This window comes from Arthrobacter sp. H20 (assembly GCF_000520515.1).
In the GTDB taxonomy this organism is placed as follows: Bacteria; Actinomycetota; Actinomycetes; order Actinomycetales; family Micrococcaceae; genus Arthrobacter_D.
On record NZ_KI914731.1, the window covers coordinates 25,346 to 44,225 of the forward strand.

General features: G+C 64.5%; 21 protein-coding genes. 15 read left to right on the top strand and 6 right to left on the bottom strand.

Translation table 11 applies throughout. The annotated features are described in order from the left end of the window. Nucleotides 1-106: 106 nt before the first annotated feature. Nucleotides 107-793: an SDR family oxidoreductase gene (locus Y703_RS0109870; protein ID WP_026552564.1), complete on the top strand. Its 687-nt coding sequence runs from the start codon at nt 107-109 to the stop codon at nt 791-793. 85 nt (nt 794-878) lie between these two features. Next, nucleotides 879-1,094 (top strand): hypothetical protein, encoded by a 216-nt coding sequence (locus tag Y703_RS0109875; RefSeq protein WP_026552565.1) that lies wholly within the window; start codon nt 879-881, stop codon nt 1,092-1,094. A gap of 24 nt (nt 1,095-1,118) precedes the next feature. Here the strand turns inward: Y703_RS0109875 and Y703_RS0109880 are convergent, their stop codons facing one another. Further along, entirely contained in the window at nt 1,119-1,859 is a 741-nt protein-coding gene (locus Y703_RS0109880) for a YqjF family protein (RefSeq protein ID WP_081743491.1), read from the bottom strand. Further along, entirely contained in the window at nt 1,852-2,511 is a 660-nt protein-coding gene (locus Y703_RS19195) for a Pr6Pr family membrane protein (protein ID WP_051427482.1), read from the bottom strand. Before Y703_RS19195 ends, Y703_RS0109880 begins: the two co-directional genes overlap by 8 nt. A 61-nt stretch (nt 2,512-2,572) precedes the next feature. On the opposite strand from Y703_RS19195, the gene Y703_RS0109890 reads away from it, so the two are divergent. Further along, nucleotides 2,573-3,178 (top strand): methyltransferase domain-containing protein, encoded by a 606-nt coding sequence (locus tag Y703_RS0109890; RefSeq protein WP_026552567.1) that lies wholly within the window; start codon nt 2,573-2,575, stop codon nt 3,176-3,178. 64 nt (nt 3,179-3,242) lie between these two features. Here the strand turns inward: Y703_RS0109890 and Y703_RS0109895 are convergent, their stop codons facing one another. The 3 genes from Y703_RS0109895 to Y703_RS0109905 form a co-directional block, all read right to left on the bottom strand. Next, complete coding sequence (locus tag Y703_RS0109895) at nt 3,243-3,878, bottom strand: uracil-DNA glycosylase family protein (protein WP_253908002.1); 636 nt, start codon at nt 3,876-3,878, stop codon at nt 3,243-3,245. Between the two features lie 117 nt (nt 3,879-3,995). After that, complete coding sequence (locus Y703_RS0109900) at nt 3,996-5,216, bottom strand: NAD(P)/FAD-dependent oxidoreductase (RefSeq protein ID WP_035764549.1); 1,221 nt, start codon at nt 5,214-5,216, stop codon at nt 3,996-3,998. A gap of 3 nt (nt 5,217-5,219) precedes the next feature. After that, nucleotides 5,220-5,429, bottom strand: a complete 210-nt coding sequence (locus tag Y703_RS0109905; RefSeq protein WP_026552570.1) for a hypervirulence associated TUDOR domain-containing protein — start codon at nt 5,427-5,429, stop codon at nt 5,220-5,222. A gap of 210 nt (nt 5,430-5,639) precedes the next feature. On the opposite strand from Y703_RS0109905, the gene Y703_RS0109910 reads away from it, so the two are divergent. Beyond that, nucleotides 5,640-7,658 (top strand): acyltransferase family protein, encoded by a 2,019-nt coding sequence (locus tag Y703_RS0109910; RefSeq protein ID WP_035764551.1) that lies wholly within the window; start codon nt 5,640-5,642, stop codon nt 7,656-7,658. 49 nt (nt 7,659-7,707) lie between these two features. On the opposite strand, the gene Y703_RS0109915 is transcribed toward Y703_RS0109910, so the two are convergent. After that, complete coding sequence (locus tag Y703_RS0109915; protein WP_026552572.1) at nt 7,708-8,250, bottom strand: hypothetical protein; 543 nt, start codon at nt 8,248-8,250, stop codon at nt 7,708-7,710. Nucleotides 8,251-8,393: 143 nt separating this feature from the next. Here Y703_RS0109915 and ybaK point away from each other — a divergent pair, with 143 nt between their 5' ends. From ybaK to Y703_RS0109970, 11 genes are all read left to right on the top strand, one after another. After that, nucleotides 8,394-8,876, top strand: coding sequence for a Cys-tRNA(Pro) deacylase (gene ybaK / locus Y703_RS0109920; protein WP_026552573.1), 483 nt, complete (start codon nt 8,394-8,396; stop codon nt 8,874-8,876). Next, nucleotides 8,866-9,195 (top strand): hypothetical protein, encoded by a 330-nt coding sequence (locus Y703_RS22665; RefSeq protein WP_216698892.1) that lies wholly within the window; start codon nt 8,866-8,868, stop codon nt 9,193-9,195. Before ybaK ends, Y703_RS22665 begins: the two co-directional genes overlap by 11 nt. Nucleotides 9,196-9,352: 157 nt before the next feature. Further along, entirely contained in the window at nt 9,353-10,021 is a 669-nt protein-coding gene (locus tag Y703_RS0109930) for a GntR family transcriptional regulator (protein ID WP_026552575.1), read from the top strand. A gap of 163 nt (nt 10,022-10,184) precedes the next feature. Beyond that, entirely contained in the window at nt 10,185-10,922 is a 738-nt protein-coding gene (locus Y703_RS0109935; protein WP_026552576.1) for an SDR family NAD(P)-dependent oxidoreductase, read from the top strand. Then, on the top strand, nt 10,915-11,595 hold the full coding sequence (locus tag Y703_RS19200) for a carboxymuconolactone decarboxylase family protein (RefSeq protein WP_253908003.1): 681 nt from the start codon (nt 10,915-10,917) through the stop codon (nt 11,593-11,595). Before Y703_RS0109935 ends, Y703_RS19200 begins: the two co-directional genes overlap by 8 nt. Beyond that, on the top strand, nt 11,592-12,611 hold the full coding sequence (locus Y703_RS0109945; protein ID WP_026552578.1) for a TAXI family TRAP transporter solute-binding subunit: 1,020 nt from the start codon (nt 11,592-11,594) through the stop codon (nt 12,609-12,611). Before Y703_RS19200 ends, Y703_RS0109945 begins: the two co-directional genes overlap by 4 nt. A 6-nt stretch (nt 12,612-12,617) precedes the next feature. Further along, a complete protein-coding gene (locus Y703_RS0109950; protein ID WP_026552579.1) occupies nt 12,618-13,139 on the top strand; it encodes a hypothetical protein in 522 nt (173 codons plus the stop codon). Then, the gene (locus Y703_RS0109955) at nt 13,136-15,409 is read left to right on the top strand and encodes a TRAP transporter permease (protein ID WP_026552580.1); all 2,274 of its coding nucleotides are present in this window, start codon (nt 13,136-13,138) and stop codon (nt 15,407-15,409) included. The genes Y703_RS0109950 and Y703_RS0109955 overlap by 4 nt, the downstream gene beginning before the upstream one ends. Beyond that, nucleotides 15,406-16,638, top strand: coding sequence for an MFS transporter (locus Y703_RS0109960; RefSeq protein WP_026552581.1), 1,233 nt, complete (start codon nt 15,406-15,408; stop codon nt 16,636-16,638). The genes Y703_RS0109955 and Y703_RS0109960 overlap by 4 nt, the downstream gene beginning before the upstream one ends. Then, nucleotides 16,635-17,873 carry an L-2-hydroxyglutarate oxidase gene (lhgO, locus tag Y703_RS0109965; RefSeq protein ID WP_173400623.1) on the top strand — a complete coding sequence of 413 codons (1,239 nt, stop codon included), beginning with the start codon at nt 16,635-16,637 and terminating at the stop codon, nt 17,871-17,873. The genes Y703_RS0109960 and lhgO overlap by 4 nt, the downstream gene beginning before the upstream one ends. Then, a complete protein-coding gene (locus Y703_RS0109970; protein WP_026552583.1) occupies nt 17,870-18,787 on the top strand; it encodes a dihydrodipicolinate synthase family protein in 918 nt (305 codons plus the stop codon). Before lhgO ends, Y703_RS0109970 begins: the two co-directional genes overlap by 4 nt. Nucleotides 18,788-18,880: the final 93 nt, after the last annotated feature.

Consider the following 18,880-nt stretch of genomic DNA (forward strand, 5'->3'; position numbering starts at 1 on the left):
GAGCCGAAGGAATAGTGGCTCGCCCGCAGAACCGTGGTTGCGCCACCACTTCCCTGCGGCCCCACCACTTTTCTGGCGTGCAGGGGGCACCCGTAGGATGTCCCCCATGACTGAACTGCCTATTGCCCTGATCACTGGCGCCTCGCGAGGCATCGGTCTCGCCATCGCCCGCGAACTCGCCCCCACTCATCACCTCCTCTTGGGCGGTCGAGATGCCGACGCGTTGGCAGCCCTCGCCGCCACGTTCCCCTCTGCCGAGCCCTTCGCCGCCGAGTTGACCACACTCACGCCCGACGCCGTCGAGGGCATCACCGCCCTCGATCTACTCGTTCACTCAGCCGGTGTACTCCAGATGGGCCAGATAGCGGATCTGACCGCCGACCAATGGCGCAACAGTTTCGAGATCAATGTGTTTGCAGTGGCCACCCTGACCCGGCTCCTCCTCCCGGCCTTGCGGGAATCGAAGGGTCAGGTAGTGGCAATTAATTCCGGTTCCGGCTACAGCTCAGGCGCCGGGTCAGCCCTGTACAGCGGCACCAAGTTCGCCTTGCGGGCCTTCACCGATGCGCTCCGTGAGGAGGAGCGCAGCCACGGTGTTCGGGTATGCTCCATTCACCCGGGCCGGGTAGCCACCGACATGCAGCAGGAGCTCCACACCTTCGAAGGTAAGGCCTATCGCCCCGAGGAATGGGTCCAGCCAGACCAGGTGGCCAGGGCGGTCCGGCTGGCAGTGGATGCATCGCGGGATTCGGTCATTGAGTCACTAAACATTAGGCCATCCGGAATGGTGTGACCGCCCATAATCAGCAGGCTTACTACTAGCCCCGGTTGTGTGCGAAACTGAGACTCCATGCCCCACACCACCATTGGAGTTTCGAATGATCGAAAAGTTGAATGAAATGGGTATCCGCAGCGAGCACGCCTACCTTGGTGGCTTTGCCTCCATCGGGCTGTCGCTTTTCTCCTGGCTTCTGAGCCGCGGGAAAAAGGATGATTCGAAGGCGCAGTCGGATCGCTGGGGCATCTTCATCGGCCACTGGGCACCGACCTTCTTTGCACTCGGCATCGCCCTGAAGCTCGAAGAAAAGAAGTAAGCACCGGCTGAGCCGGGGACCCGTCTACAGGTCTCCGGCTTGGCGCCGCGGGATCACCCGCGGCGTACCAAACTGCGTCTGCACGCCGGGCGAGTACAACACCGATTCGGGCGGTCCCACCACGTCAATCCCCGCGGCTGCGACCAACCCGTCGTCGAGATAGGCAACGACGGCCGGATGCAGAGGCCAGGGAGCATGAGTGTTGGGAATGAACAACGTCCTTCCAGCCAATTCGGAATGCAACCCGAAGCGGGCTGTGAGGGTGATCGTCAACGGATCGACGGCAACCACGGCGCGGTTCGGCCGAACAGCGAACGACGACGATGCCCCGCCGCGGAAGCGCCGCACCGTATACCCCGCGAGACCCGGCTCGGACACCGGGGCGCAGCGGGACCAGACGTACGGGATGCCTGCCGCTCGCGCGACAAGAACAACTGCCAGCCGCGAGGCATCAAGGGTGAGGAAGACCACGCCTCGGGTCCCATCGGGTTCCCGCGAATACAGCCGGACATTGATTTCGCTGAAAGAACCGAAATATGGCACGGGCATCCCGGAGCCGATCCCGGCGCCAACCATCCTGAAACCGATGAGCCCTACCCAGGCGTCGCCGTCGTAGATGTCTGGCTCGGTGCCGGGCGGCATGAACTGAGCCGCTGTCGCCACCGGGATCCGCCAGTGCAGGAAGACAGCGTCCAGCCATGCCTGGTCCATGATCGGCCAGCTGAGCAGCGGCGGCGCTGCTGGCCAGGCGACCGAGTCAGTCATGGGTTGCCTCCTCTGCGAGCTTCGGTTTCATTCGGTTGTCTACCTGCAGAACGGCGAACCCAAACCCGACGAACATGGCACCAATGAAAATGCAGTTGATGAAGACCTCCAACGGGTCGATGATCCTCAGGTCCACGAACGGGTATTGATACCACGTGACCATAGCGCCGCGAATGAGGGTGTACACCAGCCCCACCGCGGGAAAGGTCAGTGACAGCCACACGGTCTGGATAGTGAATCGCGGTCGGGGGCCGAACAATAGCCAGCCGAGCACCGTCAGGATCGGCACCACGTAATGCAACAGGGTGTCGGATAGCCGGCCGAGGCCTACCAGCGCCTGGACCTCGGGCAACCGGCGCAACAGGGTGAAAGCAATCAGCCCGGTCACCGAGATATTGACGACGGCGTTCAACCGCAACACCCGCCACAGCGTCGACGACCGTCCAGAAGGGTTACGGGCGAGGTCCGCGTTGATGGCTAGCACCAGGATGTTGCTGAGAATGGTGAAGTAACTGAAGAAATTCCACCATGACATGGCAGGACCCAGCAGCGAGTAATTCTCCCCGTTGATCAGGGCAGTCACCTGCGCTCCGAGACCCACCAGCCCAATCAGCGCGACGACGCCGTGCCAGCTCCGTGCTGCAGTGACCATTGAGTTCCTCCGAGTCTGGACGACGATGTTCCCCTGATCGTATGCCTAGTAGGCTGTGCCAGTGAATGACGAGACCCTTTGGGCAGCAGAAAATCGTGAATACCCCGGGCACTCTGCCCGGTATATCGAACGCTTCGAGGCAATGCGAGCTGAGGGCAAGGATCTGCACGGCGAAGCCCGCCTCCTTGATGCCATGGCTGGCCGGAACTACCGGATCCTCGACGCCGGGTGCGGGACGGGACGGGTGGGCGGGGAACTAGCCCGGCTGGGGCACCAGGTCACCGGAGTCGACGCCGACGCGGAACTCATCGCCGCCGCGCGCCGCGATCACCCGGAGTCGCGCTGGCGGACTGAGGACCTCAGCACCCTTGATCTCGGCGACACCTTTGATCTGGTCGTCTGCACCGGCAACGTGATGGCATTCCTGGCACCCGGGACTGCACCGGAGGTGCTGCGCCGTTTGGGGACCCATCTCGCACCGGAAGGCCGTCTGGTAGTCGGTTTCGGCAGCGATCGCGGCTATACCTTCGAGCGCTTCTTCGCCGACGCCGACACGGCGGGGCTGGCCCGCGGGACCGTGGTTTCCACCTGGGACCTAAGGCCGTGGCGGCCGTCGTCGTCGTTCATCGTCTCAATACTCCACCGCGACGACGAGATCATTCCTTAAATGACAGACGGCGCCCGGCGAGAGTCGTGAAGGATTCTCGCCGGGTGCCGTCAGGCGGTAACTATCAGACGCGGCTGATTCCAGCGCGAGCCATCGCGTCGGTGTAGGCGGCCTGCATTTCCTGGCGCCACACTTCCTGCTTCGCCGGGGATCCAGCAAACGCGCGGTCACCAGTGGAGCGGACCTTGTACACCTTGAAGCCGCGGCGCTGAATGGCCCGGTTTTCCAACTGGGTAAGGCGGCGTGCCACCTTGTGGGCGTCGGTGCCATGCGCCACGAGGGCCGAGGCACGCGAGACGCGCTGCAGGAAAGCCAACAGCGGCTTTACGCCTTCGTCGATCTGCTCCGGGGTAAGAGCCCGTTCCTTCACCTCTGTGACGTACCAGGGGTAAACGTTCCAGGGCATCACGAACTTGGGCTGCAGCCCAACACTTTCGTAGATTTCAGCGGTGCGGATGGCACTCTGATCGTCGTTCTCCGCCGACACAAATCCTGAGGCGAGGCTTGCGCCGGGGCTGGAGAACAGGCTCACAATCCGACACTCGTCGAGGTCATGTGCAGGGTCAATATAGGGAAGTGAACGGTCCGGCTTTTGCTCGGCCAGAGTGTCACACATCCGGTTGATTTCTTCGATATTCGGGTCGTAACGTCGTTCCCACTGCTGAGCTTGGTAAGCCGGGTCCGCCATGCGTCGTGCCAATGTTGCCTCCTCGCGGGCAATGCCTGAAGTGACAATACTTTTGTCCGCAGTCTTCCAGCTTACGCGCCTCAGCTGGACATGAGGTCACTACTTTTCTCGCAGCGCCGATTTGCAGGGTCAGGCGCGCCCCTTGAGGATCAGGTTCCAGTACACCCGGGGAAGGATATGGCGTTCCAGTACAAAGGTGGCCCGGTGCTCCCGCATGATCCCTTTCCACGGAAGGGAGGGCTTGGCGCGGTACTGGTCATCGAACTCTGAGAACACCACGGTTGACCGCGACACAGTGAACGGACAGGCGGAGTAGTTGGTGTACCGGGCGGTGACTCTCTTGCCCTTCAGAACTGCCATCAGATTCTTGGCGAGCACCTGAGTCTGCTCACGCAGGGCGGCACCCGACTTGGAGTTCAGGGTTGCAGCTGCGTCACCGAGAGACCAGATTGCCGGATACCTGATGGATCGCAGGGTTGCGGGATCGACCTCCACAAAACCCGAGGGGTCTCCGGGCTCGGGGAGGTCGGTGGCCTTCAGCCAGTCGGGGGCCGATTGCGGCGGAACGGCATGCAGCACGTCATAGGTCAGCGTCTCGCTGGTGCCTGCGCTATTGTCCTGCACCGTCACCGCGCGTTCCGCGGCGTCGACGCCGGTGATCTCACTGTTGTAGCGCACCTCGATGCCGTACTCGGCGATCTTTCGGATAAGCTCCTCATTGGCCACCGCCTCGTCAAATACGGTAGGAGTCGGCACAATCAATACCACTCGGATATCGCCGAGCACGCCCTCCTTGGCCCAGTAGTCACAGGCCAGGTACATCGGCTTCTGGGCCGCGCCTCCGCAGGTGAGCGGGCCGGGCGGCAGGTTGAACACAACCGTGCCACGGCGCCGACTGCGCAGCAGGTCCCAGGCCTTGGACGCCAGCTCGATCTCGTAGTTCGACGCCCCATGTTCCGATGCCATCGCGTCGGCAAGCCCGGGCACAGCGTTCCAGTCCTTCTGGATGCCGGGGCAGACCACCAACTGGTCATACCCAAGCTGGGTGCCGGATGCCAGCTGGACGGTGTTCAACGTTCCGTCAACGCCGACGGCGGCATCCTGGATCCAGGTGACGCCACGAGGAATGACTGAGGCCTGCGGACGGAGTGCTTCTGACACCTCGGCAGTGCCTCCGGCGATGTGCGAGAACAGCGGTTGGTAGAGGTGCCTGGCACTGGGCTCCACGACGGCTATGTCTTTGGCCCCGTACCGGCGGAGCCGGGCAGCCAGGGAGATTCCGGCGTTGCCACCGCCCACAATGACTACCTGATGACGGGTCGTGGCTGCTTCCGCGTCTGCTGAGGCCACGGCCTAGTTCGATTTCTCGGTAAGGGCACTCGCTCTGTGGGCTGCCCGGGCACCGGTTTTGCCGGACTCGACAATGTACTGCGGCTCGTCCTTGCTGGCGCGGTGGGTGTTCCCGTCCAGCTGAAAATCGGCGGTTTTCTTCTCGACAATCTTTCCGTGAGTGGTGCCCTGCGGAGTGTTCCACTCCACGCTTGTACCCGTGCTCAGTGCCACAGCGACTCCTTGGATTGACAGTGTGCTTACCAGCGTACGGGTAATTACGTGCCGCATGGCCTTTTGCCTCTTTAGTGCTGACTCATGGACCTGTGAAAAGATGGAAGCCATGAGACGCACGCTGTCGTGCAGGGCAGGGCATCAACCTGCAGGGCGACGGAGGACTTTGTGAGGAACGACGGAACTACAGCAGTGCACGGTCGTCACCGCGTGAAACAAGCGTCAGGCCTCACCCCGCGGGAAGGATATCGACCCGAGGTTCAGGGCCTTCGCGCGCTCGCTGTCCTGATGGTTGTCACCTATCACATCTGGTTCGACCGCGTCTCCGGTGGCGTTGATATCTTCCTGCTTATCTCGGCATTCCTGATGACTCTCACGTTCGTGAAGAAATCCGATAGAGATGCTCCCTTCACACTCCGCGCGCACTGGGTGCATCTGTTCAAGCGCCTCTTGCCTGCGGCTGCTGTTGTGCTGCTGGGAACCATTGGGGCCTCGCTGCTCCTGCTGCCGAGGGCCACCTGGACCATGGTGCTCGAGCAGTCGTGGGCCTCGTTGTTCTACGTCCAGAACTGGCTTCTCGCAGCCGAGTCTGTTGATTACTACGCGGACACCAGCGTCGCAAGCCCGCTACAGCACTTTTGGTCCCTGTCAATCCAGGGGCAGGTTTTTGTGCTGTGGCCGCTACTCTTTCTTGCCGCGAGCCTGATCGCCCAGGGGCTTCGACTACGGTTCAGGACCGTCTCCTCAGTGATTTTCGGCCTTATTTTTGTCATTTCGCTCGGGTTTTCGATCTACCAGACGGACACGAATCAGTCCTACGCCTATTTTGATACCCGGGCCAGACTGTGGGAGTTCGCTTTGGGGACTCTCCTGGCGCTGGCGCTGCCCTACCTGAAGCTTCCGAAAGCTGCTGCGATCGCAGCGGGCTGGCTAGGTCTGATCGGCATGCTGAGCGTCGGGTACGTGCTCGACGTCGAGGGCGAGTTTCCCGGTTTCGTCGCCCTCTGTCCACTCCTTGCTGCTGCCCTCATCATCACCGCCGGCCAGACAGGAAGCCGCTTCGGCGCTGACCGGCTCCTGTCCTGGGGGCCGCTGGTCAAGATGGGCGACCTCTCCTACGCGCTGTACCTGTGGCACTGGCCCATTCTCGTCATCTACCTGGTCTACCGGGGCCAAGACACTGTCGGGCCGATCGGGGGTCTTGGGATCATTTCCCTGTCCCTCGCACTCGCTTATCTCACTACCCGCTTTGTTGAACATCCGCTGCGCAGCCAACCCCGTCTGGAGGCGAGCCGGGTGCGCGGCCTTGCAGTCATCGGCACCTGCGTCACGTTGGTTGCCGTCTCTGTTGCGAGTGTTCAGCTGGTCATGCAGCAGCAGGCTCAGGCGCTGATTGACCAGTCCGACACCGAGAATCCCGGCGCGTACTCCCTGATGACTGGTTTCGTTGACCGTTCCACCGGTGACTCACCACCGATCCCGGACCTGGGAAGTCTAGGCGGGGAGTGGGGCGTCCTCGGCGAGAAGTGCGAGGGTCAACACGCTCCCGAGGGCAACGAGATAGCCGTGCGCGGTTGTTCGTTTACGTCCGCGCAGGGTACGCCGACGAAAGAGATTCTCGTCATCGGCAATTCTCACGTTGAACAGTGGCTGGGACCTATTGAACTCATGGCCTGGCGAAACAACTACCAGGTAACCTCGCTCCTGAACGGTGGCTGCAGCTACGGAACGGAAAGCGACGCCCGCACCAGCGACTGCAACACGTTCAATGACGCGGCCACTGACTACGCGTTGAAGAGGAAGCCCGACGCCGTTTTCGTAATGGGAACCACCTCACACAAGGCAACGGCCGAGGAGCGCACCGTCGCAGGCCTTGAGGATGCCAGCCAGGTCCTCAAAGAGGCGGGAATCCAGGTGATTGCCATCCGCGACAACCCCAGGTTCCCGGTCAACATGATCACCTGCGTCGAGGAGCACGGGGCAGACTCCGCCGAGTGCAATTTTCCGCTCAGTGACAAACTGGCGGCAACTGCTCCCGTGCCATCTGCCGAGGAAACCGGTGGTGCACTTGAATTCGTCGATATGACCGATCTGATCTGTCCCGACAGGATCTGCGGCCCAGTCGTGGGCAATGTCTACGTCTATCTGGACGACAACCACCTGACCACCACCTACACGAAAACCACGCTCCCGGAGTTCGAAGATCGCTTCCTCGCTGCCCTGAACTGACGATGGATCGATCGGATCAAGTGCTGCTCCCTGATCCAGGACTTCTTGCCTAGCGACGCTTGGCCAGTCCGCTCAGCACGTTCGTGGGGCGCTGCTGTTCACCCTGCTGCGCACCGAGAACGATTACCACTCCGCTGACTACGGGCAGGGCCCACTGGACGATCCGGAGCTGCTTCTGGGCTTTGGCCAGTTCAGGCGAGCTTGCTGCGCTGGGTTCGGTTGCACCCTTCGCGCCCTCATCTGCGAGTTCCCCAACCTTCTTGCCGAGAATACCGGCGTACAGGGACAGACCCATTCCGGCGACCGTCACGGCTGACTTGATCGTGGTGTTTGCCAGGGCACCTTTTTGCCCGGCGACCCGTCCCTTGTTCCCGAGAATCAAACCGACGCCGCCAATGACGTGTGCGCCGAAGGCTGCGGCCTGGACGGGCGCCCACTTGCCCCAACCCAGTGCCGCCAGGCGAGTCCGTTCCTTCGGATCCTTCGCATCGGCCGCAGCACCATTCAGTCCCACGGCACCCATCAATGATCCACCGAACCAGGCGGCAGCACTCAGATCGTGAACGGATCGTGCCAGTAGATTTCCAGCCATAATGATTACTCCTTCAAATAGGTCCTAAGCCGGACAACTGTAGAAAGTATCCCCTAAGCATACTTACTATTGGCGGACAGTGCACATCGACTAAACCGAACACTCGGGACCGCGACCGTGCTACCGACCAATAGACTTCCCTCATGAGCCGCACCCCGCGAGCCACGCCCGCCACCGCCGCCCTGGACGCAGCGGGGATCCACTTCGCCGTTCTCACCTATGCCCCCGTCCCGAGGGGTCGCAGCTATGGCGTCGAGGCCGCAACAGCCCTGGGCGTTCCCGCCGCCCGAGTCTTCAAAACGCTGATCGCGGACGTGGATGGCACCCTGACCGTCGCCGTCGTCCCCGTTTCCAGCACCCTCGCCCTCAAGGCACTGGCAGCAGCTTGCGGCGGCAAGAGGGCAGTGATGGCCGATCCCGCGCTGGCTCAACGGCGGACTGGATACGTGATCGGCGGTATTTCCCCGCTGGGCCAGCGGCAGCACAGCCCGGTGGTGGTAGATGCGTCGTCGCTGGAGTTCGACACGATACTGGTGTCGGGCGGGCGACGAGGACTGGAGATCGAGCTCGCGCCTGCCGACCTGATCAGGGCAACAGCTGCCGCCGTGGCGATGATTGCTGCTTAGTCCCACGCACCAGGCCGAGGCCTCCGGCGGAGCATGCCCCTCCTTCGTCGCCGCGATGGACGTCATCGGTCGGCGCTGGAGCGGAGCCGACGAGGTGGGTCTTGACGCCTTCGGTGTGGGCGAACACCACCGATCCGATTTCGTCACATCGGCACCGCACATGGTGCTCGCGGCCGCAGCAGCGACTATCCCCGTGGGCTTCTACGCGAACTCAGGGGATTTCGACGGCGATATGGTGCTCAACGCCGAGGTGTACAGCAGGGTCGAGATCGGGTTGGCCGACGTGATCGGCAGCCTGCAGCAGACCGTGCACCGGTGAGCAACCTGGACATTCGATAGGGATATGTTCCTATCGAATGCCCAGGTTGACCCGGCCGGTCCGTATTGCTCACCGGACCCGAGCCCGCTGACCGCTCGCCCGGGTATTCCGCTAGAGTCAGGAAAGTGACGAATGGCCTGCGGAACCCCGGTGTAGCGTGATCGACGACGTCGAAACGGACTCCCAGCGACCCGCCACTGCCCCAGCCTTCGTGCTTGCGCAGTTGCGCCGCGCAATCATTGCCGGCGAACTGCTTCCCGGCCAGCCCCTGCGCCAGGACGCCCTGGCGGAACGATTCGGCGTGAGTCGGGTGCCCCTGCGTGAAGCCTTCAAGGTCCTGGAGAGCGAAGGACAGGTGGTGTACACACCACACCGCGGCTACAAGGTGGCCACCCTCTCGCTGACCGATCTGCTGGAGGTCTACCGGATCCGTGAACTCCTTGAAGCCGAGGCCGTCCGGGTAGCGATCAGGCGCTCGGCCGACGACGTCGTCGCCAAGCTGCGAGCCGCGGCTCAGGAGGTGGAGACGGCGAGCGCAGCCGGTGACCTGCTGACCATGACCGAGGCCAACCGCCGGTTCCACTTCCTGATGGTGACGGCGGCACGGATGCCTCGACTCGAGAAGCTCATCCAGGTGCTGTGGGACGCCACGGAGACCTACCGGTTCGTTTACTACGGGGACGAGGGGAACCGGCACCGGGTCGAGAACGAGCACCGGCGCATCATCGAGGCCTTCGCCGACCGCGACGCTGACCAGGTCATCACGCTGCTCAACGAGCACCGCAATCATGCGGTCGACGCCCTGAGGACCTTCCTCGAACACTAGATAATTGTTGCCCCGCACAAATATATTTGTGTGATGCGGGTTACTTTAATCCTCATAATTGGATACAGTATCCAAATGATCCGGTCACTCCCACGCACATCGCTGCCGCCCACCCCCGCCCTGTCAGGGGTGGTCGAAGCTCAGAAGCCAGGAGCCAGCAACCATGAGTGAGTGGCTCGGCTTGATCGGCCAGCGGGTCCTGCTCGCCGGCGCCGGAGGCATCGGCAGCGCCCTGGCCGGCGCTTTCGCCGACGCGGGGGCCGCCGTGGTGGTCGCCGACGTCAACCCGGGTAGCCTCGCTGCCCTTGATCCTCGGGTCCATCCACTGGAGGCGGACCTGTCAACGACTGACGGTTGCGACGACGCCGTCGCCCGTGCAGCAACCGAACTCGGCGGCCTCGACGTCCTGGTGCACGCGGTGGGTGTGAATAACCGGGTCCCCCTCCTGGACACCACCGACGACGATTGGGATCGCATGATCTCCATCAACCTCACCAGCGCCTTCCGCCTCGGCCGGGCGGCAGGAAAACTGATGGTCGCCGCCGGCTACGGCCGCCAGGTGTACTGCTCCTCCGTCTCCAGCCAGCTCGCCCACCCGGATCACGGCCCCTATGCCGCCAGCAAGGGCGGTCTCAACCAGCTCCTCCGCGTGATGGCCCGCGAATGGGCCGCTGACGGCGTCACCGTCAACGCCGTCGCCCCCGGGTACGTGGAAACGGAACTAACCCGCGGACATTTGGACAAGCCGGGAGTTCGCGAGCACTATACTTCGCTGGTCCCCGCCGGCCGGCTGGGCACCACCGGTGACCTCACCGGTCCCGCCCTCTTCCTTGCTTCCCGCCAGGCTGCTTTTGTCACCGGCCATGTGCTCTACGTCGACGGCGGGCGAACCCTTGTCTGAACAACATTCTGTTCCCGAGGTTTTCACCGAAAAAGCAGACGGTGGCCGTTTCCCACTTCTGGCGCCTGCCGCACTCGACGACGAGCAGCTCGCCCTCTACACCACGATCGCCGGCCCACCCCGAGCTGGCGGCCCGTTCCTCGTGGTCGACGACGACGGCCACCTGGCCGGCCCCTTCAACGCACTGCTCTACGCACCACAGATCGGGCAGGCCGTCCAGGCGCTCGGAGCCGCACTGCGGTTCGGCGGGAAATTGCCCTCCCGCACGCGGGAACTGGTGATTTGCGCCGTCGCTACCGAACGGTGCTCCGCCTACGAGTGGTACGCCCATAGCCGGGTCGCCCGCACCGTCGGCATCACCGAGGCGGAACTGGAGAGCCTCCGCGGCGGTTTTGTTCCAGATGGCTTGCCCGCAGACGAGCGGTCAGCCCTCACCTTCACCGCCGCCCTGCTGAATGGCCGGAGCGTCGCCGTCGAGGACCACGCCGACGCACTCGCGCACCACGGCCACTCAGGCGTCACCGAACTGGCCATCCTGGTCGGCTACTACCGCGCCCTGTCCGGGCTACTCGCCGCCGGCGACGTCAACGCCCCAGCTGTAAATGCCCCAGCCGCCCCCACTTCTCATCCTCAATCGCACCTCACCACCACCACAAAGGGAGAACACCAATGACCACCTCACCACTGCACCGTCGCAGGGTCCGTCTTGCCGCGGCGGCACTCACCGTCCCCGCACTGTTCCTGTCCGCCTGCGGCAGCCCCGACACCAGCAGCGGGGGCAGCGGCGGCGGTGACGCCAGTGGTGCCGCCGATGGCGGCACCCTGTCCATCGCCACTGGCGGAACGGGTGGCGTCTACTACCCTCTTGGCGGCGGCTTTGCCACCATGATCCGCGACAACATCGAGGGTTATGACGCCACCGTCCAGGAGACCAACGCCTCAGTGGACAACATGCTCCTGATCGAAAACGGGTCAGCGCAGCTTGCGTTCGCCGTGGGCGACGTCGTCTCTGACGCCGTCGAGGGTGTCAACGACTTCGAGGGCAACCCCATCGAGATCTGCTCGCTCGGCAACACCTACAACAACTTCATGCAGGCCGTCACAGTTGACGGCACCGGCATTGAGGGCGTCGCTGATATGGAGGGCATGGTCGTCTCGGTTGGCGCACCCGGCTCAGCCACCGAGGTCGCAGCGCTGCGCATCCTCGAGGCCGCCGGCGTCGACCCCGAGTCCGGGGTGGAACGCCGGCAGCTCGGCGCCGCTGAAACCGTCGCAGCACTGCGCGACGGCACCATCGACGCCGGTTTCTGGTCCGGTGGCCTTCCCACCGGCGCGCTGATCGATCTCGCTAGCGACGGCGACATGAACCTGCTCAACATCGGCGAATACGCCGACCAGCTCTCCACGGAATACGGCGAGTACTACGTGGAGGAAGATATCCCGGCCGACACCTATGAGGGCCAGACCGAAGCGGTCTCAGCGATCGCCTCACCGAATATCCTCGTGGCCAGCCCGGACATGGATGAGCAGCTGCAGCAGGATATTACAGCGGCGATCTTCGACAACGTCGAAGCCCTCACCCAGGTGCACCCCGCCGCAGTGGAACTGGATGCCGCCACGGCCGGTGACATTTCCTACATCGAAACCTGCCCCGGCGCTCAGGCCTACTTTGACGAAGCAGCAGGCTAGGAACTGATGCGCAAGCCCGCCGTCGTCGTCACCCTCCTGGTGTGCCTTGGCATGCTGAGCGGTGGAGCGATCGCTGTTGCTGCCCAGGGCATCCCCAAACAGGACGTTTCTGGGCGCAGCATCGTGATCACCAACGACGACGGCGGGCTGGCCTCGGTGCCCCTTCCCGGGGACACCTTCGCGGTCAGCTACCGCAATTCCATCTACGGAACCATCGCCGAGGAACGCTATACGGTTCTTCCCGACGGCAGTTTCCGGCTCGACCAGCTCGCCGCCGACCAGCTCGCGGTGCTCGAAGAGTATTACGGTGTCCCCGGCGCCCCCACCCCGGCCGACTCCTCCGACCGGCGGAACTTTGTTGTCGACCCAGACCCAGCACATCCCGCAGTCTTCACTGACCTTTCGCTTGCCGCCACCGACCTCGGCGAGCGTACCCTCCACCTTCCGGGAGCAGCGCCCGTTCCGCTGTGGCCCCTGGTCAACGACGACCAGCCGTTCATCCTGCTAGACATCAAGGAGACCCCATGACCGAGCGAATTGACGGTGACGGCGCCGTCAAGGCCGTCAAGGCCGGCACGCCGCACCGTCCCACCATCAGCGAGGCGATGGACCCTCACAACCCGGACCGGGGGAAGGTCCCCGACGATGGCGGCGGCGTGGTCAACCCGATCGACCGCGGAGGCCAGATCGACGAGAACGCGCTGATCGCCGAGTATGAGGCGGAGAAGCCCTCCCGGCAGCTCACCGGGATTCCGGCCCTGGTGGTGAAGATTGTCGGCGCAGGCTTGTCAGCATTCGCGCTGTACTGGGTCTTCAACCCCATGGCTACGCAGTTCTACCTCCCCGCGTTCCTGATGATCGGATTGTCACTGGTCTTCCTGGTGTACCGCGGCTGGGGCAGAACGGCGAAGGACAAGGCCGCCGGCAAGTCGGACAACCCGCACATCCTTGACTGGGTGCTCGCCGCCGTTGCCATTGTGCCCTTTGCCTACATCATTTCCGACTGGGACCCGTTCTTTCGCCGGGCGATCGTGCCCACCTATCTCGACCTGATCATGGGCATCATCGCCATCCTGGTCGTTCTCGAGGCCGCACGGCGCACCGTCGGCATCCTGGTTCCGCTGGTGGTGCTGGGGTTCTTCGGGTACGCCTACTGGGGCCCCTACTTCCCGGCCCCGTTCACCACCTCTTCGTTCGACTGGATCCGTCTGGTGGGGCACAACGTGATGGGTACGCAAGGAATCTTCGGTGTTCCCACTGACGTCGCGGCCACCTACATCATCCTGTTCACCATCTACGGTGCCGTGCTGGGCGCATCGGGCGCCACCAAATTCTTCATCGACCTGTCCTTCTCGGCGTTCGGCCAGTCGAAGTCCGGCCCTGGCCGTACCGTTACCCTCGCCGGCTTCCTGCTCGGCACCGTCTCCGGGTCCGGCGTAGCCACCACGGTTACCCTCGGTGGCATCTCCTGGCCGCTGCTGCGCAAGGCAGGCTACCCCAAGGAACACGGTGGTGGCATCCTGGCAGCCGCAGGTATCGGCGCCATCATGTCCCCGCCGACCCTCGGTGCTGCAGCGTTCATCATCGCCGCGCTGCTCGGCGTGTCATACCTGCAGGTGTTGATCTGGGCCACCATCCCCACCCTGCTCTACTACTTCGGCATCATCCTCGCTATCGAAATGGATGCCCGCCGGTTCAAAACCAAGGCCGTCGAGATGGATCACAAACCGGTGGGCAAATTGCTGCTGCGCTTCGGCTACCACTTCAGCTCACTGCTCGCGATCGTGGTGTTCATGGCACTGGGCATGACTCCGTTCCGCGCCGTCGTGTTCGCTACAGCACTGGCCTTTGTGCTCAGCTTTTTCGACCGCCAGTCCTGGATGACACCGAAGCGGATCTGGGAGGCCCTCGCCACGGGGGCCGCCGGCGCACTGTCCGTGATTCCCGTGATGGCCGCGGCTGGCCTGATCGTCGGCATCATGACCCTGACCGGTCTGGGATTGAAACTGGCCAGCATCATTGTCGACTTCGCTGGTGGCAGCCTGCTACTCACCGCGATCTTCTCCGCAACCGCTGTGATCCTGCTCGGCCTGGCGGTGCCCGTCACCGCGAGCTTCATCATCTCGTGGGTGATCATCGGCCCGGCGCTGCAGGACGTAGGTGTGCCTGGCTTCGCCGCAGCCATGTTCATCTTCTACTACTCGGTACTCAGCGAAGTGTCGCCCCCGACGGCGCTCTCACCGTTCGCAGCATCAGCCATCACCGGCGGCAAACCGATCAAGACCATGTGGCTCACCTGGCGCTACACACTGTCCGCTTTCCTGGTGCCGTTCATCTTTGTCCTCTCCGGATCCGGTGTTGGGCTGCTGCTGCAGGGCGGAGTCGGAACTGTTGCGCTGGCCTTCTCGGTTTCCATCCTGGCGGTTTCCGCGCTGGCGGTCGCCACCGGTGGCTGGCTCATCGGACCGGCCCGCTGGCCCGAGCGGGTCATCCTGGGTATCGGCTCCCTACCGCTGCTCACTCTTGACCCGCTGTACATCGGGATTGGCGCAGCGATCATCGCTGCTGGCGTGCTGGTGCACCTTGTCGGGCGGAAGCGGCATCCGCACGATTCGGACGCCGACGGCACGGATTCCGATTCGGTATCCCAGTCCGACTCCGAATCTGTAGCGGACCCGGCAACACGCACGACGTCAGGCACTCCGTCGCGCACCGGTGCGCACCGTGCAACCGCGTCCACGAAGGCGACGCGGTCGTCGTCGTCGAAGGCCACCAGAACGGATCCCACCGCTTCATGACCACAGCATCGTCGACGCACGCAGCAGTCACCATGCTGCAGGCCGTCTCCGTCACCACCACAGGGGTGCTTCCTGCCTTCCTGTTGGGTGCGTTGGCGGTGCAGATCCGTGGGGACCTGGACATGGGCCCCGCGGAGATGGGAATGGCAGCGGCCACCCTGTTCACGGTGTCCGGTGTGCTGGCCCGTCCGCTGGGCGGGCTGGTGCAGCGCATCGGTGCCGCGAAAGGCATGGTCGCTTCGGCGACGCTCGCCGCAGTCGCCCTGGCCGGTGCCGGTCTGGCGCCGACGTTCGCGCTACTGATTGTCGCCCTGTTCGTCGGCGGTCTGGCCAACGCGATGGCCCAGCCGTCGGCGAACCTGGGGATCTCCCGGGCCGTCAATCCCAACCGGCTCGGGCTGGCGTTCGGGGTCAAGCAGTCCTCCATTCCGGCGGCCTCGATGATCGCCGGAATCGCCGTCCCGGTGATTGCCCTTGCCGTGGGCTGGCGGTACGCGTTCCTGCTCGGCTCCCTGATGGCCATCGCCATTGCCGTGTGGGCGCTCCTCAGCGCACCCGGCACTCGCCCCGCCCAGCCCGGGGAAACTCCCGCGGCAGACCGGGGCACGCCCCGCGGCGGCCTCATTGTGCTCAGCCTGGGGGCGGGGCTCGCCGCGGCAGCAGCAACATCGCTGGGCGTGTTCCTGGTGGACTCGGCGGTGCAATACGGGATGGCACCCGGAACCGCCGGACTGTTGTTCGCCAGCGCAGCCCTGCTGGGCCTGGTGATCCGGATAATTCTTGGCTTGGCGATGGACAAGTATCCGCACCGCAGCCCCCTGGTGCTGATCACCAATCTGCTGGCGCTCGGGGTGATCGGGTATCTGCTGCTCGCCCTGGGGACCAGCTCGCTGCTCTTCGTCCTCGGGGCCCTGCTCGCCTACGGCGCTGGCTGGACGTGGCCCGGACTGGTGCACTTCGCCGTGGTCCGGGACAACCGCGCCAACGCGGCCACCGCCACCGGCGTCATCCAGACCGGGCTCTCCCTTGGCGCCGCGGCCGGCCCCCTGCTGTTCGGGCTGCTGACCGCCGCCACCTCGTATGACACCGCCTGGCTGGCGGCAGCCGTCGTCGCCGCCCTGGCCGCCGTGACGTTCACTGTGGCGCGCCGGATGATCCGCCGGTCACGGTCAGTGACCGCATCCGAAGCACCAGCCCACACCCTGACCCCGATGGAGGAGAAGAGATGATGCCCACGCGTTTCGCAGTGGTGGGAGGTGGCATTGTTGGTGCCGCAGTCGCCCGCCGGCTGCTGCAGGTCCAGCCCGACGCCCACGTGACCGTGCTGGAGAAGGAGCCCATCCTCGCCGGTCACCAGACCGGCCGGAACAGCGGGGTAGTCCACGCCGGGCTGTACTACACGCCCGGATCGCTGAAGGCGCGGCTCTGCCGGCAGGGTGTGGACATGCTCAAGGAGTACTGCGCCGATAAAGGCCTGGCCTACGACGAGTGCGGCAAGGTGCTCGTCGCCCGCAACCCGGTCGAGGAAGGCCGCCTCGGTGACATCATGGACCGCGCCGTCGCCAACGGGGTGCCCGGGGTGCACATCATCAACGAGGACGAGCTGCTGGAACTGGAACCCCACGTCAAGGGCACCTCGGGCATCCACTCCCCCCACACGGCGATTGTCGACTACGGCGCCGTCACCCGCTCCCTCGCGATGGATGTGGAGACCGCTGGCGGCACCGTCCACACCAACTTCGAAGTCACAGGGCTGACCGAACGCGCCGGCCAGACGGTAGTCACGGGGACGCATCTCGGCGCCGAAACGTCAGAGGCCTATGACACGGTGATTGTCTGCGCCGGGCTGCAGGCGGACCGGGTGGCAAAGCTCGCCGGCGACGACGACGACCCCAAGATTGTCCCCTTCCGCGGCGAGTACTACCTGCTGCGCCCCGAACGCCGCCACCTGGTCCGCGGCCTGGTCTACCCGGTGCCCGACCCCCGGTATCCCTTCCTCGGCGTGCACCTGACGCCCCGCGTCGACGGCGAGGTGATGGTGGGCCCCAACGCGGTGCTGGCGCTGGCCCGCGAAGGCTACAAATGGTCCACCATCTCGCCCCGCGACCTCATGGACGCGGTGATGTACTCGGGATTCAGGTCCTTCGCGAAGCAGCACTGGCGCACCGGTGCCACCGAAATGCTCGGGTCGCTGAGCAAGCGCCGGTTCGTGGCCGAAGCCCGCAAGTACGTCCCGGAGATCACGGCCGACGACGTCGTCCCCGGCCCCCGCGGCATCCGCGCCCAGGCGCTCACCCGCGACGGATCGCTGGTGGACGATTTCCGGATCACCCGGCAGGGCTCGGTATTGAGCGTCCGCAATGCGCCGTCCCCCGCCGCCACCTCCTCGCTCGCCATCGCCGAGCACATTGTCTCGCTGGCACTGGACCACAACTCCGAACGAAAGGACACCACATCCCTGTGACTACATCGCCAGTCTCCCCTCTAGCCCGAGGCCTCTGGGGTGTGCTCGCCACTCCCTTCCACGGCAGCGGCTTCGCCGTCGACACCGACTCCCTTCGCAGCGAAGTCCGCCTCTACACCGGACTCGACGCCACCGGCTTGGTGGTTCTCGGCGTCTTCGGTGAGGGCGTGTCTTTGGACACCGCCGAGCAGACCCTGATCGTGACCACCGTCGCAGAGGAAGCCGGCGACACCCCGCTGGTGGTCGGCCTGTCGGCACGGTCGACGGCGGTCGCCGTCGAGCAGGCCCGGACAGCGGTCGCCGCAGCGGGCAGCAATCTCGGCGCCCTGATGGTTCAGGCCAATAGCGCCAACCCCGAGTTCCTCGCCGCTCACCTGGCAGCGATCAACGAGGCCATCCCCGCCGAGACCGGCGCCGGGATTGTGCTGCAGGACTATCCGGTGGCCTCGGGGGTGAAGATCAGCGCCGCGCAGATCCTGCAGGTCTTGGAGCTCTGCCCGTTCATCAGCGCGGTGAAGTCCGAGGCCCCACCCACCGCAGTTCCCATCGCCGCGCTGACCGCTGCGGCCACGGTGCCGGTGTTCGGCGGGCTCGGCGGCGTCGGCCTGATCGATGAACTGGCCGCCGGTGCGGCCGGTGCCATGACCGGGTTCTCCCACCCGGAAGGGCTGCAGGCAGCGCTGACCGCGTTCGCCGACGGCGGCTTCCCGGCAGCCCGCGCGGCGTTTGCGCAGTGGCTGCCGCTGGCCAACTTCGAGGGTCAGCCCGGGATCGGGCTTGCCCTGCGCAAGGAGATCCTGCGCCGCCGCGGCATCATCGCCGACGCCGCGGTCCGCCCACCATCCCCCACGTTGCCCCCCGCCCTTGCCGACATGATCGACGCCCACCTTGATGCTGTGAAGGAGATTGCCTGATGGATACCGGACTCAAGGGAAAGAACGTACTGGTGCCGGGCGCGAGCTCGGGCATCGGCCTGGCCATTGCCCAGGCGCTGGCCGCGGAGGGCG

What these genes read in the sequence shown, in the direction of transcription:
- Y703_RS0109870 (WP_026552564.1), top strand. Translation starts at nt 107, where the DNA reads ATGACTGAACTGCCTATTGCCCTGATCACTGGCGCCTCGCGAGGCATC.
- Y703_RS0109875 (WP_026552565.1), top strand. Translation starts at nt 879, where the DNA reads ATGATCGAAAAGTTGAATGAAATGGGTATCCGCAGCGAGCACGCCTAC.
- Y703_RS0109880 (WP_081743491.1), bottom strand. Translation starts at nt 1,859, where the DNA reads ATGACTGACTCGGTCGCCTGGCCAGCAGCGCCGCCGCTGCTCAGCTGG.
- Y703_RS19195 (WP_051427482.1), bottom strand. Translation starts at nt 2,511, where the DNA reads ATGGTCACTGCAGCACGGAGCTGGCACGGCGTCGTCGCGCTGATTGGG.
- Y703_RS0109915 (WP_026552572.1), bottom strand. Translation starts at nt 8,250, where the DNA reads ATGGCTGGAAATCTACTGGCACGATCCGTTCACGATCTGAGTGCTGCC.
- ybaK (WP_026552573.1), top strand. Translation starts at nt 8,394, where the DNA reads ATGAGCCGCACCCCGCGAGCCACGCCCGCCACCGCCGCCCTGGACGCA.
- Y703_RS0109935 (WP_026552576.1), top strand. Translation starts at nt 10,185, where the DNA reads ATGAGTGAGTGGCTCGGCTTGATCGGCCAGCGGGTCCTGCTCGCCGGC.
- Y703_RS0109945 (WP_026552578.1), top strand. Translation starts at nt 11,592, where the DNA reads ATGACCACCTCACCACTGCACCGTCGCAGGGTCCGTCTTGCCGCGGCG.
- Y703_RS0109950 (WP_026552579.1), top strand. Translation starts at nt 12,618, where the DNA reads ATGCGCAAGCCCGCCGTCGTCGTCACCCTCCTGGTGTGCCTTGGCATG.
- Y703_RS0109955 (WP_026552580.1), top strand. Translation starts at nt 13,136, where the DNA reads ATGACCGAGCGAATTGACGGTGACGGCGCCGTCAAGGCCGTCAAGGCC.
- Y703_RS0109960 (WP_026552581.1), top strand. Translation starts at nt 15,406, where the DNA reads ATGACCACAGCATCGTCGACGCACGCAGCAGTCACCATGCTGCAGGCC.
- lhgO (WP_173400623.1), top strand. Translation starts at nt 16,635, where the DNA reads ATGATGCCCACGCGTTTCGCAGTGGTGGGAGGTGGCATTGTTGGTGCC.